Below are 13576 nucleotides of genomic sequence, written 5' to 3' on the forward strand. Positions count from 1 at the left end.
GCCGCGCGGCCGGGATCCGCCGCCGCGGGGAGCTCCGCGGCGGCGTCTTGCTGCGCTTACTTTTCGATGTAGACGTCGTCGAACGATTCGTTCAGGCCAATGGCGGTCTTGACCAGGTTCTTGACGTTGGAGCGGTACAGGGTGGGGAACTCCATGTCCACCATGAAGCCGTTGGCCACTTCGTTGACCAGCGTCGTCTGCAGCTTGGAGTAGAGCGCCTGGCGCTTGGCCGGGTCGACTTCAGAGGCGGCCGCTTCCCACTGCTTGTCGGTCTCGGGGTTGCTGTAGCCCTGCACGTTGGCAAACGGCGAACCCTTGACGATGTTCGACGAGATATACAGGCGCTGCACGCCCAGCGCCGGGTCGCCGTACTGGTAGGTGAAGTTGGTGGTCAGGTCGAAATCCCAGTTGCCGGTGCGGCTGGCCCAGCCGCCTGCATCCGTGGATTCCAGGTTCACCTTGAAGCCCAGTTGTTCCAGCGCCTGCTTGGTGTATTCGCCCAAGCGGTCCCAGGTCGAACCGTAGGGGAAGCTCAGTTGGCGGATGGTGTAGTCCTCGGGCTTGATGCCCGATTCCTTGATCAGCGCGCGCGCCTTTTTCATGTCGAACGGCATGGGCGGCGTGTTCTTGTCGTAGAACATTTCGGTGGTGACGAACGGGCCGGTCGACACTTTGCCCAGGCCGAAGAAGATATTGTTGACCACCATCTTGCGGTTCATCGCGGCCATGACCGCTTGACGCACCTTCAGATTGTCGAAGGGCGGCTTGCGCATGTTGAACAGCAGGTAGGCCTGCGGCGAGAACATTTCCCAGCCGGCGGTGGTGTATTCCACCTTGGGCAAGGCGCGCAGGCGCTTGATGTCGACGTTGTCCACGTCGCCGCCGCGCAGCACGTCCACGCTGCCGCGTTCAAAGGCCACCGCGCGCGAGGCCGCGTCAGGGATCACGTTGAACACCAACTCGTCTAGATACGGCAGACCCGGCTTCCAGTAGTTGGGGTTGCGCGTCAGCTTGATGTATTCGCCACGCTTCCATTCCTTGAACATGAACGGACCCGTGCCCACCGGTTTCTGGTTGGCCGGATTGGTCATGTAGTCAGTGCCGGCGTAAAGATGCTTGGGCATCATGGGGGCAAAGCCCGGTTCGAACATCAGCATGAAGGCCGGGAAGGCGGTCTTCAGCTTGATGACAACGGTCTTGGCGTCGGGCGCGGTGACCGAATCGACGAACTTGTTCAGGATGACGCGGGCGCGGGCATGCGTCTTGGGCAGCATCTCGGCCAGCGAGAACACGACGTCTTCGGACGTGAACGGCTTGCCATCGTGCCACTTGACGTTGTCTTGCAGGTGGAAGGTATAGGTCAAGCCATCGGCCGACGCCTCCCAGGATTTGGCCAGGCCCGGCATGGGCTTCAGGTTGGTGTCATAGGTCAGCAGGCTTTCGTAGATCTTGCCCGCGACGAATTGCGTAGGCCCTTGCTGGTTGATGGCCGTGACAATCACGGGCGGCTCGGGCTGAACAATCATGTTCAGGGTGCCGCCTTTGGTCTGGGCCAATGCTTGGGTGGCGGGTAGCGCGGCCGCAAGGACCAATGCGCCGATGCTTAGGGAGAACCATTTCTTCGATTTCACTGCGAGCCTCCGGGCTGGAAAGGGACTGACAGGTGACCGCCGCTGCGCGGCGGATGCCGTGCTTTGACAAGCAAACCTTGTGCCACCTGGGTTTCTCAGGGGTACTACAGGCGAAGCCGCTACAGCCATGCTTCGTACAGGTGCTGGGTAAGGCAGGCCGCGCACCATTGCGGCGAAATCGGCGGTGCACCGCGGCGTGCCGTAAGACGTCGGAATGGGCGGTGCATTGATCGGATGAAAACGCGACCGCTAGCGCGCGGCGTTGGCTCGCGCCACCATGGCGTCAAGCAGGACGTTGCAACCGGCTTCCAGATGCTCGGGCTGCGCGTCTTCAATTTCGTTGTGGCTGATGCCGTCCTTGCAGGGCACGAAGATCATGGCGGTCGGCGCCACGGCGGCCATATAGACCGCGTCGTGTCCAGCGCCCGTCACGATGTTCATGGCGGGCAGGTGGCGCTTGGCCGCGCCCTGGCGCACCTTGTCCACCAGGTCGGTGTCGAACGGTGTCGGGCGGAAGTACTGCACGTCTTTCAGATCGACCTGCACGCCATGGGCCACCGCGATGTCATCGCAGGCGCGCCGCCATTGCTGGTCCATGCGCGTCAACGTGGCTTCGTCTTCGTGGCGCAGGTCGGCGGTGAAACGCACCTGGCCCGGGATGACGTTGCGCGATCCGGGATGCGCGTGGATTTCTCCGACGGTGCCGCGCCCGTGCGGCTGATGCGCGTTGGCAATGTTGATCACTGTCTGCACCAGAAAGCTGGCGGCAAACAGCGCGTCGCGGCGGATCGCCATCGGCGTGGGGCCGGCGTGCATTTCCATGCCCGTCACCGTGATGTCGTACCAACGCAGGCCCAGCGATCCGGTCACCACGCCGATGGTTTTTTCCTCGTGCTCCAGGATCGGGCCCTGTTCGATATGGGCTTCAAAATAGGCGTCCACCGGGCGCCCGCCCACCGGGTCCGGGCCCGCATAGCCGATCGCCACGAGTTCATCGCGCACCGTGATGCCCTGAGCGTCTTGCGCCGACAGCGCCGTCTCCAAGGGGAACTTCCCGGCGAACACGCCGGAACCCATCATCACGGGTACAAAGCGCGATCCTTCCTCGTTGGTCCAGATGGCCAGTTCCAGCGGCGCTTCGGTCTGCACGCCGGCATCGTTCAGCGTGCGCATCACTTCAAGCCCGGCCAGGACGCCATAACAGCCGTCGAACTTGCCGCCCGTGGGCTGCGTATCGATGTGGCTGCCGGTCATGACAGGCGGCAGCTCGTTGTTGCGGCCCGCTCGGCGCGCAAAAATGTTGCCCACCTGGTCCACCCTGACGGTCATTCCTGCTTCGCGCATCCAGGCGGTGACCAGATCGCGGCCTTGGCCGTCAAGCGCCGTAAGCGCCAGGCGGCAGTTGCCGCCTTTGGGCGTCGCGCCAATTTGCGCCAGATCCATCAAGGACTGCCACAGCCGTTGGCCATTGATGGACAGGGAAGACGATGTCATGGGGCGCCTCGATGGTCGGAAAGTGAGTCGAAGTCTTCACGCAGCCGTGCCAGGATGCCCAACAGATGCGTGTGCATGGCGTGGCGCGCGCGGATCGGGTCCCGCGCCGTGATGGCGGTCAGGATGCGTTGATGCTCGGCATGGGCGGCGGCCCAGGCTCGTGTGGTGACAAAGTAGTCCTGCATGCGGCTGTACACCGAGCTGGCCTGGCTAAGGTTCCACAAGTGCGCCACGGCCGAGGCCAGCGCGGCGTTGCCGCAGGCCGCGCCAATGGCGCTGTGGAACGCGCGGTCGTGGTCGCCGGGCGCGTCGGTCAGCGACATGGCGGCGTGGGCGTCGCGGATAACCGCAATTTGCGCGGGGGTGGCCTGGTGCGCGGCCAGCGCGGCGCATTCCGGTTCGATCAGCATGCGCGCCTCCAGCAGGTCGAAGGGGCCGATGTCGTCTTGACCGACGGCCACGGCCGCGCCGGTGGCAGGCAACAGGGGGAACGCGGCTCCATCGGGCGCGATGGTGACGAACACGCCCGTGCCCACGCGCACTTCCACATAGCCTTCGATTTCCAGGGCGATCAATGCTTCGCGGATGGACGCCCGGCTGACTTGCAGTTGTTCCGCCAGCTCGCGTTCGGACGGCAAGCGTCCGCCGCGAGCAAAGTCGCCCGCACGGATGCGGCCGGCGATCTGGTCGGCGATCATGCGGTAAAGGCGGGTGGCGGCGACAGCCTGGAAGGTGCTCATCAATGGGGCGATGCTATGGCCTGGTGGTCAGGCCACCAATATAGGCACGCTGCCATTGAAATAGAAGGGAAATATCGCGTTTTCAGGGAAAACGATCAGAGGGATTTCACGTCTTCCTATCTGGTGGTCAGGCCAGTTAGGAAGTGCGTGGCGGCGCTATTGCTGGCCGTTGTCGCCGCCGGGTTCCGGCGTCTGCGTGAAAGCGCGAACCAGGCGCGCGATGCCGTCCAGTTCGTCGTGTGCGCCCACCACCCATTCGGGCTTTTCGAAGGGGCTGTCCGAAGGCGCGTTGTCCATGCTTGTCTTCAGGTCGTTCAGCAGTTCCAGCGCCATGTCGGTGGCTTGGGGGCTGCTGCGGGTGGAAAGGGCGATGGCGATTGCCAGCGCCTGGCGCATGGCCAGCAGGCGGCCGTCCAGTTCAGTGCCCATGAGGTGTCCTTGTTATGCAACGTGAAAGGGGGCATTTTAAGGGCCGGGCAGGTCCCGCGCGCGGACGCGATTCGTGCACATCCTCGACGCGGGCAACTTGAGCGAAGCCGCGCGGGGTTTGCGCAAGATCAAGATGCGGTGGCAGGCATGGGCGAATAATCCGGGGTATGCAAGCCGCCATACGCCCACCCGCCACGCCGCCCGCGCCTGTCACCGCGGCGCCATTTTTCCCCCCTCAGTTGCTGGCCAGGCTGGACAAGAACGGGCCGCGCTATACGTCGTATCCCACCGCCGACCGCTACCACGGCAACTTTGGCGAACAAGACTATCGGCTGGCGCTGCGGCAGCGTCACGCCACCTGTCCGACCGAGCCCCTGTCGCTGTATGTACACATTCCGTTCTGCGATTCGGTCTGCTACTACTGCGCCTGCAACAAGGTGGTGACCCGGCATCATGACCGCGCCGCCCGTTATCTGGATGCGCTGGCAAGCGAAATTGCGTTGCACGTCAACGAGTTGGGCGCGGGCGTTCCCGTGACGCAACTGCATTTCGGCGGGGGCACGCCAACCTTCCTGTCCGACAACGAACTGTCCCGCCTGATGCGGGACTTGCGGGCTGCTTTCCAGTTGGCGCCAGACGCCGAGATCTCCATAGAGGTTGATCCTCGCACCGCCACGCCGCAACGCCTGGCGCATTTGCGCGAATTGGGATTCAACCGTCTGAGCTTCGGCGTGCAGGATTTCGATGCGCGCGTGCAAAAGGCAGTGCATCGCGTGCAGTCCTTCGAGGACGTCCGCGCGCTGATGCAAAGCGCTCGCGCGCTGGGCTATGACTCGGTCAACATGGATTTGATCTATGGGCTGCCGTTGCAGACCGCCGAATCGTTCGCTCGCACAATCAAGCAGGTGGTGGCGCTGCGCCCCGACCGCATCGCGCTGTACGCCTACGCGCATTTGCCAGAACGCTTCAAGCCTCAGCGCCGCATCAACGAAGCCGAATTGCCCGACCGGGCGACGCGGGTCGGCTTGCTGGGTTCCGCCATCGATGGCTTCCTGCAACAGGGCTACACCTACATCGGCATGGACCACTTCGCCCTGAACACCGACGCGCTGGCGATCGCCAAGCAGCGTGGCGAACTGCATCGCAATTTTCAGGGCTACAGCACGCAACCCGATCGTGACCTGGTCGCGCTGGGCGTGTCGGCCATCGGCCGCATCGGCAACACGTACAGTCAGAACGCAAAGGTGCTGGATGCGTACTACGGCGCGATCGAATCCGGAAGTTTCGCGGTGGAACGGGGCCTGATGCTCTCGCCCGACGACCTCGCACGGCGCGACGTCATCATGGACATCATGTGCCAGGGGCGCGTCGACTTCGCGACGGTCGAAGCGCGCCATGGGTTGCGGTTCGGTGATTACTTCAGCCGCGAACTGCTGCAAATGGCCCATCTGGCGGAGTTGGGGCTGGTCAACCTGCGGGCGGGCAATGTGCAGGTGACCGGACTGGGTTGGTATTTTGTACGAGCCGTCGCCATGGTGTTTGACGGTTATCTGGGCAGCGTCAGCAGCACTGCCAGCTATTCCCGCATTATTTGAGATCGTGGCCGCGCGGTGGGTTCATTCGGCGAACTTCTCGCGCAGGTAAAGCGCAAGCGAGAGGTCGTCGGCCAACTGCAGCTTGCGCATGGCGCGGCGCTTGTGGGTGCTGATGGTCTTTTTGCTACGCATGAGCCGCGCGGCAATCTGCGTGACCGACAGGCCCTGGCTGATGTGACGCAGAATCTCGACTTCCGACGTGGTCAGCATCGCATGAGGGTGGGTCGGCAGCAGCGGGCGGATCTTGCCATCCTGCACCGACAGAAAATCATCGTTGCCGCTGAGCACGCCTCGAATGATCTCAGGCAGCAGCATCATGCCCCATTGCTTGGCAAGGTAGCCGTTGGCCCCCGCGCGGTACGCGGCATATTGTGTTTCCTGCCGGTTCCCAGCCGAGAAGGTGATGATGGACAGGGTGGGGTGGTAGCGCCGCAAGCGGCGCAGGAAATTGACGCCATCCCAGGGTTCCTGGGGCAGATAGAAGTCGATCAGGGCAACGTCACAGGGTGATTTGCTCAGCTTTTCCAGCAGCGCGCGCGCGGACGTTTCGCGATGCAATACCCGAAAGCCGGGCCGGCTTTCCAGATACGCGCCGACGCCCAGCGCCACGACCGGATGGTCGTCAAGTATTGCAACCTTGATGACCGAAGGCAGGCGCGACAGCAGCAGGTGGCGGCGCCCGCCTGAGCGGCCGCCACCGTCGCCGCAGCGAGACGGATTTGAAGGCGTTGCCGCTTTGGTCACAAGTTTTGGGACAGCTTTCATCGATGCTCCACAAGCCGGGAAAAAGAACGTTGGTGGCGGGTTCAGCCGGCTAGAGTTGAAGTCCGGAGCACGCTCCGCGGTTAGTCGTAAATTTGCGATGGAAGGTTACGTTTTCGAGCGCCCGTCCGGATAGGAATCACGCGAAAATCAGACCGTTGCACCTTCGAGCGCGCATTCGGTCTTGCCCCGGCAAGCGGGGCGTATGCCCGCATTCGGGATAGGCGCAAATGGTGCTACAATCGGCAACGTTAATTGCACTCGTTCCGTTGGTGTCCGGGGTTTTCCCCGCGTGGTTCCGGCGTGAATCGATGGCTCAAACTTGATTGCTCAATATTTAGCGCGCCGCCTTGGGCGCGTTTTCCACAGGCTTAGAATCATGTTTTTCCCGCTGGCACGAACTACGACCCGGAACTTTCGCCCTATGTCGCGTTAGTTTTTCGTGCGTCGGGTTCCTCCGTGTCAGGTCAGCGGCAGAACTCAGCAAGACAACCAAAAACGCGGCTCTCAGGCCGCGTTTTTCGTTTCCGTTTCGTTTATTGATTTTCTCGTTCCAAGAACCCCAGGAAGCACTCCCGATGGTACAGATCACATTGCCCGATGGTTCGCAACGCCAATATCCGGGGCCGGTCACGGTCGCTGAAGTGGCGCAGTCGATCGGTACGGGCCTGGCCAAGGCCGCCTTGGGCGGCCGCGTGACGTTTGAAGGCGCGGATTCCAAGCTGGTCGACACCAGCTTCAGCATTGAAGGCGATGCGCGCCTGGCGATCGTGACCGCCAAGGATGCCGACGGCCTGGACCTGATCCGCCACTCCACGGCCCACCTGCTGGCCTATGCCGTGAAGGAATTGTTTCCGGACGCCCAGGTCACCATCGGCCCCGTGATCGACAACGGCTTCTACTACGATTTCTCGTACAAGCGTCCGTTCACGCCCGAAGATCTGGCGGCCATCGAAAAGAAGATGGCCGAGCTGGCCAAGAAAGACGAGATCGTGACGCGCGAAGAATGGTCGCGCGACGACGCCGTCGAGTTCTTCAAGGGCATTGGCGAAAAATACAAAGCCGAGATCATCGCGTCGATTCCGTCGAACGAGCCGCTCAGCCTGTATCGCGAAGGCAATTTCATCGACCTGTGCCGCGGCCCTCACGTGCCGTCCACGGGCAAGCTGAAAGTCTTCAAGCTGATGAAAGTGGCGGGTGCCTACTGGCGCGGCGACAGCAAGAACGAGATGCTTCAGCGCATCTACGGCACGGCCTGGGCCACCAAGGACGAACAGGAAGCCTACCTGCACATGCTGGAAGAGGCCGAGCGCCGCGACCACCGCAAGATCGGCCGCGAGCTTGACCTGTTCCACTTCCAGGATGAAGCGCCGGGCTTGATCTTCTGGCATCCCAAGGGTTGGGCGTTGTGGCAGCAGGTGGAGCAGTACATGCGCTCCGTCTACAACAACAACGGCTATCAGGAAGTCAAGGCGCCGCAAATCCTGGATATCTCGCTGTGGAAAAAGACTGGCCACTGGGACAACTATCGTGAAAACATGTTCACGACGGAATCCGAGAACCGCGTCTATGGCCTGAAGCCGATGAACTGTCCGGGCCACGTGCAGATTTTCAACGCCGGCCTGCATTCCTACCGTGAACTGCCGCTGCGCTACGGCGAATTTGGCCAGTGCCATCGCAACGAACCCTCGGGTTCGCTGCACGGCATGATGCGCGTGCGTGGTTTCACGCAAGACGATGGCCACATTTTCTGTACCGAAGAACAGTTGCAGGACGAATGCGCTGATTTCACGGCACTGCTGCAAAAGGTCTACCGCGACTTCGGCTTCACCGAAGTGCTGTACAAGGTTGCCACGCGTCCTGAAAAGCGCATCGGGTCGGACGAAGTCTGGGACACGGCCGAGCAGGCGCTGATGGAAAGCCTGCGCCGCACGGGCTGCGAATTCGAGATTTCCCCCGGGGAAGGCGCGTTTTACGGCCCCAAGGTGGAATACACGCTGAAAGACGCCATCGGCCGCCACTGGCAATGCGGTACCATTCAGGTCGACTTCTCGATGCCTGTGCGTCTGGGCGCCGAGTATGTCGACCAGAACGACCAGCGCCGTCCGCCGGTCATGTTGCACCGTGCCATCCTGGGTTCGCTTGAGCGATTCATCGGCATGTTGATCGAAAACCATGCCGGCGCGATGCCGCCCTGGTTGGCCCCGGTGCAAGCCGTTGTATGCTGCATTTCCGAGCCTTCGGCCGATTATGCGGCTGAAATAACACAAAGCCTGAAAAAACAAGGCTTTAGAGTAGAGTCCGATTTGCGTGGTGAAAAAATCACTCGTAAAATCCGGGAGCACAGCCTGCAAAAGGTGCCGTACATTCTTGTCGTCGGCGACAAGGAAAAACAAAATGGCACCGTAGCCGTTCGCGGTCTGGGTGGATTGGACCTTGGCGCCATCGCATACGACGAATTCGTCGCGCGATTGTCCGAGGATGTCTCCGCCCGTCGCGACGTCAATCAACCTGATAGCAGTGCTGCTTAACATTTCTAGGAGCTTTCAACATCGCCACTGAAAAAGCCAATCGCATCAACGGTGAAATCCGCGTCCCCGAGGTGCGCCTGATAGGTCTGGACGGAGAACAGCTGGGCATCGTCAAGATTGCCGACGCGTTCCGTCTTTCCGAGCAAAGCGACGTGGATCTGGTGGAAATCGCGCCGAACGCCGAGCCGCCGGTCTGCCGTTTGATGGACTACGGTAAGTTCAAGTACCAAGAGCAGAAGCGTCAAGCCGAAGCTCGTTCCAAGCAGAAAGTCATCCAGGTCAAGGAAGTCAAATTCCGTCCGGCCACCGACGAGGGCGACTACCAAGTCAAGCTGCGCAACCTGCGCCGCTTCCTCGAAGAAGGCGACAAGGCCAAGGTGACGCTGCGCTTCCGTGGCCGCGAAATGGCTCACCAGGAACTTGGTATGCGCGTGCTTGAACGTGTGCGTGACGATCTGCTGGAACTTGCCCAGGTCGAAGCCATGCCGAAGCTCGAAGGCCGTCAGATGGTCATGGTGCTGGCGCCCAAGAAGAAGGCCGTGCCCGCTGCGGGCAAGCCCGAGTCGGCGGCATAAGTTCCAGCCTTGGCCTTCCCTAGAGGGCCAGGCCGCCTCCCACCCGACCCGCCGTCCATTGTGTGACCGGCGGGTTCGCTTATTGGGCGGCTCTGCGCTACGATGTAAAAAATGCCGCCTTCCCATTAGGGAAGGCGGCGTACGTTCAGGGTGTCGCGATGCATGTATTGTTCGTTATGGATCCCTTGCCGCTTCTCAAGGCGTACAAGGACAGTTCGGTTGCCATGATGCGTGCCCTTGTGGCGCGCGGTCACACGCTTAGCGTGGCCATGCAGGGCGACCTTTACATTGAGGCCGGAACGGTCAAGGCTGTCACCACGCCCGTCGCGCTGGTGCCGGACGCAGACTTGCACGGCCACGCCTGGTGGACGGAGTCCGCCGCGCAAGACCTGCCACTGGCGGATTTTGGGGCCGTGGTCATGCGCAAAGACCCTCCCTTCGACATGGAATACGTGTATTCCACGCATCTGCTGGAATATGCAGAGGCGCAAGGCGCGCGCGTGTTCAATACCGGCGCCGCCATTCGCAACCATCCCGAAAAGCTGGCTATCACCGAGATCAGCGAGTTCACCACCCCGACGCTGGTGACGCGCAACATGGCTCGCCTGAAAGCCTTTCACGACACGCATCACGACGTGATCGTGAAGCCCCTGGATGGCATGGGCGGCACCGGCGTGTTCCGCCTGCAGCCCAAAGACCCCAACCTGAACGCCATCCTGGAAACGCTGACCGACAACGGCGCGCGCACCATCATGGCCCAGCGGTATATCCCTGAGATCGTCAACGGTGACAAGCGCATCCTGCTGATTGGCGGCGAGCCGGTCCCGTATTCGCTGGCACGCATTCCCCTGGCTGGCGAAACGCGCGGTAACCTGGCTGCCGGCGGTCGTGGCGTAGCACAAGAGTTGTCCGCGCGCGATCGCGAAATCGCTGAAGCCGTGGCCCCCAAGCTTGCCGCTCGCGGCCTGCTGCTGGTCGGCCTGGACGTCATTGGCGATTACGTCACCGAAGTCAATGTCACTAGCCCCACCTGTTTCGTAGAGATTGCCGAACAGACCGGTTTCGATGTCGCGGGCATGTTCGTCCAGGCGCTTGAGAAGGCCGTGGCGACCACTGCTCTCGCGGCCTGATCTCTCTGGAAACCTTCATGACCACGGGTATTGTTATCGTCGTGCACGCGCCTTTGGGCGCGGCGATGCGGGAATGCGCCAGCCACGTCATGGGCGACCTTGACGGCATGCTGGCCATTCACGATATCCAACCCGAAGATCGGCCCGATGATCAGGCGCCGGCCGTTCTGAAGGATATTCTGGGCCAGGATCACGGCGCCGGTGTGCTTGTGCTGACCGACCTGATCGGCGCCACGCCAGCCAACATCTCCAAGCGCGCCGTGGCCGATGCCCAGGCACAGGGCATCCAATGCTGCGTTCTGGCGGGCTTGAATACCCCGATGCTTTTGCGCGCATTGACCTACCGCAATCTTCCGTTGGCTGAAACGCGCGAGAAGGCCTTGGCTGGGGGAGTGCAGGGCGTCTTGCGTGTAGACTGACGGGCAGAAATTTGCCCTAGAATTTGCCCTAATATGTCGGCTGGCACTTCAAGTTGAAAAGCGGTTGGCGGTTTGGCTCTTTGTTGCGATCAACACTGCGGCGTGAATCCGCGGTCATAATATTTCCTATGCCTACTAAAGACATCGTCATCAGCAATAAATTGGGTTTGCATGCGCGGGCCGCGGCCAAGCTGACGCAACTGGCCAGCAAATTTTCAAGCGAGGTCTTTATTTCTCGTGGCGCGCAACGCGTGAACGCCAAGAGCATCATGGGCGTCATGATGCTGGCGGCCGGGTTGGGCGTGACGGTCAAACTGGACGCTTCCGGCAGCGATGCCGAGCAAGCGCTTTCCGAAATCGAAACTCTGTTCGACAGCAAATTCGGTGAGCAGGAATAGAACAACCCCTGAATCCGCCAGCCTGGGCATAGCCGAGGCTGGCCTGTCTACGACCCTGAACAATGCCCACGACGGGGCTGGCGGTGCCAGTCCCGTCGTTTGCCTTTATGGCAAAGGCGTTGCGAAGGGATATGCCATCGGACGCGCCGTCGTCATGGGCGCCGCGGCGCTGGAAGTGGCGCACTACCGTATTGCCCCCGAGGACGTGCCCGCTGAAAGCAGCCGTCTGACCGAGGCGCTGGCGTCGGCGCAGCATGAACTTCGGCAACTGGCCGACACGCTGCCCGCCGATGCGCCGCGCGAGCTGGGCGCCATGCTGAACGTGCACAGCCTGTTGCTGGGCGATCCCTTGCTGGCCGAACAAACGCTTGGCCTCATTGCGGAACGCCACTACAACGCCGAGTGGGCGCTGACGACGCAAGGCCAGATGCTGGGCCAGCAGTTTGATGCCATGGAAGACGAATACCTGCGCGAGCGTGGGGCTGATGTTCGCCAGGTTATTGAGCGGGTGTTGCATGTACTGGCCGGCACGTCGGTGATTCTGCCCGACATGTCGCATATGGGCGGCGACGACGCGCTGGTGGTCGTGGCGCACGACATTTCTCCCGCGGACATGCTGCGCTTGCGCGGCGGCCGCTTCGCCGCCTTCGTGACTGACCTGGGCGGCCCCACCTCCCACACGGCCATCGTGGCGCGCAGCATGGGTGTGCCCGCCGTGGTGGCCATGGGCAACGTGCGCGAGCTGGTGCGTGACGGCGACATGCTCATCATCGACGGCGCGGCTGGCGCGGTGGTGGTCAATCCGTCAGATCGCATTCTTCAGGAATATCGCCGCCGTCAGGCTGCGTACGCGGATGAACGCGCTGAACTCGGCCTGCTGCGCGACGAACCCTCCGTTACGCTCGATGGCATCGATATCGTGCTGCACGCCAATATCGAGCTACCGGAAGAAGCCGCCCTGGCGCTGGCTTCCGGGGCGGATGGTATTGGCTTGTTCCGCAGTGAATTCCTGTTCATGGGGCGCCCGGACCTGCCAGGCGAGGAAGAGCAGTACGAAGCCTATTCCTCGGTGGTCAAGGTCATGGCGGGCAGGCCTGTCACGATCCGCACCCTGGATATCGGGTCGGACAAGACGCTGGACGGTGAGGCCACCGTCGCCACCAATCCTGCCTTGGGGCAACGCGCCATCCGCTATTGCCTGGCGCGTCCCGAAATGTTCGCCACGCAGTTGCGCGCCATCTTGCGGGCATCGGCGCACGGCCCGGTCCGTCTGCTGATCCCCATGATCGCGCACATGCATGAGGTGGTGGCGACCAAGGCGGCCATCGAATCCGCCCGCCGCGAACTTGATGCGCGCGGCCAAGCCTATGCACCGCACATGGAAGTGGGCGCCATGGTGGAGGTGCCGGCAATCGCGATTGCGATCGAGCCTTTTGCGCAGGCGCTGGATTTCCTGTCCATCGGCACCAACGACCTGATCCAGTACACGCTGGCCATCGACCGTGGCGACCACGATGTGGCGTCGCTGTACGACCCGCTGCACCCCGCCGTCTTGCGGCTGGTGGCCAACACCATCAACGCGGGCGAGCGTGCTGGCAAGCCGGTGGCTGTCTGCGGCGAAATGGCGGGCGATTCGCGCATGACCCGGCTGCTGTTGGGCCTGGGCCTGACGGAGTTTTCCATGCATCCGCAGCAACTGCTGGACGTGAAGCGCGAGGTGCGCCGGGCGCACTCGAACGCGCTGCGGATCAAGGTGGCCACGGCGCTCAACCGCGCGTTGCCCGTCGACCTGGATGCGCTGGACCCGGCCTGACCCCTGGTGCCTGAGCCGCCATACGCTGAACGCCCCGTGATGGGGCGTTTTTCTTGCGG

Annotated in this window: 12 protein-coding genes; 7 read left to right on the plus strand and 5 right to left on the minus strand. The window is 62.2% G+C overall.

The annotated features are described in order from the left end of the window. Nucleotides 1-56: 56 nt before the first annotated feature. The 4 genes from P8T11_RS00775 to P8T11_RS00790 all read right to left on the minus strand — a co-directional run bounded on the left by P8T11_RS00775 (nt 57) and on the right by P8T11_RS00790 (nt 4294). On the minus strand, nt 57-1631 hold the full coding sequence (locus P8T11_RS00775; protein ID WP_268078775.1) for an ABC transporter substrate-binding protein: 1575 nt from the start codon (nt 1629-1631) through the stop codon (nt 57-59). A gap of 249 nt (nt 1632-1880) precedes the next feature. After that, nucleotides 1881-3125 (minus strand): Zn-dependent hydrolase, encoded by a 1245-nt coding sequence (locus P8T11_RS00780; protein WP_268078774.1) that lies wholly within the window; start codon nt 3123-3125, stop codon nt 1881-1883. Beyond that, nucleotides 3122-3865, minus strand: a complete 744-nt coding sequence (locus tag P8T11_RS00785) for a FadR/GntR family transcriptional regulator (RefSeq protein WP_268078773.1) — start codon at nt 3863-3865, stop codon at nt 3122-3124. The genes P8T11_RS00780 and P8T11_RS00785 overlap by 4 nt, the downstream gene beginning before the upstream one ends. Before the next feature lie 156 nt (nt 3866-4021). Then, on the minus strand, nt 4022-4294 hold the full coding sequence (locus tag P8T11_RS00790) for a hypothetical protein (protein WP_268078772.1): 273 nt from the start codon (nt 4292-4294) through the stop codon (nt 4022-4024). A gap of 167 nt (nt 4295-4461) precedes the next feature. On the opposite strand from P8T11_RS00790, the gene hemN reads away from it, so the two are divergent. After that, nucleotides 4462-5889, plus strand: coding sequence for an oxygen-independent coproporphyrinogen III oxidase (gene hemN / locus P8T11_RS00795; RefSeq protein WP_268078771.1), 1428 nt, complete (start codon nt 4462-4464; stop codon nt 5887-5889). Between the two features lie 21 nt (nt 5890-5910). Here the strand turns inward: hemN and P8T11_RS00800 are convergent, their stop codons facing one another. Next, on the minus strand, nt 5911-6654 hold the full coding sequence (locus tag P8T11_RS00800) for a response regulator transcription factor (RefSeq protein ID WP_268078770.1): 744 nt from the start codon (nt 6652-6654) through the stop codon (nt 5911-5913). Nucleotides 6655-7229: 575 nt separating this feature from the next. On the opposite strand from P8T11_RS00800, the gene thrS reads away from it, so the two are divergent. The 6 genes from thrS (at nt 7230) to ptsP (ending at nt 13517) form a co-directional block, all read left to right on the plus strand. Further along, nucleotides 7230-9182 carry a threonine--tRNA ligase gene (thrS, locus tag P8T11_RS00805; protein WP_268078769.1) on the plus strand — a complete coding sequence of 651 codons (1953 nt, stop codon included), beginning with the start codon at nt 7230-7232 and terminating at the stop codon, nt 9180-9182. Nucleotides 9183-9202: 20 nt separating this feature from the next. Next, nucleotides 9203-9757: a translation initiation factor IF-3 gene (gene infC, locus P8T11_RS00810; protein ID WP_081451529.1), complete on the plus strand. Its 555-nt coding sequence runs from the start codon at nt 9203-9205 to the stop codon at nt 9755-9757. A 158-nt stretch (nt 9758-9915) separates the two neighbouring features. After that, nucleotides 9916-10887 carry a glutathione synthase gene (gshB, locus tag P8T11_RS00815; RefSeq protein WP_268078768.1) on the plus strand — a complete coding sequence of 324 codons (972 nt, stop codon included), beginning with the start codon at nt 9916-9918 and terminating at the stop codon, nt 10885-10887. Nucleotides 10888-10904: 17 nt separating this feature from the next. Further along, a complete protein-coding gene (locus tag P8T11_RS00820) occupies nt 10905-11306 on the plus strand; it encodes a PTS sugar transporter subunit IIA (RefSeq protein WP_268078767.1) in 402 nt (133 codons plus the stop codon). A gap of 128 nt (nt 11307-11434) precedes the next feature. Continuing rightward, entirely contained in the window at nt 11435-11704 is a 270-nt protein-coding gene (locus P8T11_RS00825) for an HPr family phosphocarrier protein (protein WP_100855154.1), read from the plus strand. Next, complete coding sequence (ptsP, locus tag P8T11_RS00830) at nt 11640-13517, plus strand: phosphoenolpyruvate--protein phosphotransferase (RefSeq protein WP_268078766.1); 1878 nt, start codon at nt 11640-11642, stop codon at nt 13515-13517. Before P8T11_RS00825 ends, ptsP begins: the two co-directional genes overlap by 65 nt. The last annotated feature ends 59 nt before the right edge of the window (nt 13518-13576 follow it).

Origin of the sequence: Achromobacter spanius (assembly GCF_029637605.1) — a bacterium.
Classification (GTDB): Bacteria; Pseudomonadota; Gammaproteobacteria; order Burkholderiales; family Burkholderiaceae_B; genus Achromobacter; species Achromobacter spanius_E.

Bases quoted from the DNA above. Each gene is read 5' to 3' on its own strand.
- P8T11_RS00785 (WP_268078773.1), bottom strand. From the start codon at position 3,865: ATGAGCACCTTCCAGGCTGTCGCCGCCACCCGCCTTTACCGCATGATC.
- gshB (WP_268078768.1), top strand. From the start codon at position 9,916: ATGCATGTATTGTTCGTTATGGATCCCTTGCCGCTTCTCAAGGCGTAC.
- ptsP (WP_268078766.1), top strand. From the start codon at position 11,640: ATGCCGAGCAAGCGCTTTCCGAAATCGAAACTCTGTTCGACAGCAAAT.
- P8T11_RS00825 (WP_100855154.1), top strand. From the start codon at position 11,435: ATGCCTACTAAAGACATCGTCATCAGCAATAAATTGGGTTTGCATGCG.
- P8T11_RS00790 (WP_268078772.1), bottom strand. From the start codon at position 4,294: ATGGGCACTGAACTGGACGGCCGCCTGCTGGCCATGCGCCAGGCGCTG.
- thrS (WP_268078769.1), top strand. From the start codon at position 7,230: ATGGTACAGATCACATTGCCCGATGGTTCGCAACGCCAATATCCGGGG.
- P8T11_RS00800 (WP_268078770.1), bottom strand. From the start codon at position 6,654: ATGAAAGCTGTCCCAAAACTTGTGACCAAAGCGGCAACGCCTTCAAAT.
- hemN (WP_268078771.1), top strand. From the start codon at position 4,462: ATGCAAGCCGCCATACGCCCACCCGCCACGCCGCCCGCGCCTGTCACC.
- P8T11_RS00780 (WP_268078774.1), bottom strand. From the start codon at position 3,125: ATGACATCGTCTTCCCTGTCCATCAATGGCCAACGGCTGTGGCAGTCC.
- P8T11_RS00820 (WP_268078767.1), top strand. From the start codon at position 10,905: ATGACCACGGGTATTGTTATCGTCGTGCACGCGCCTTTGGGCGCGGCG.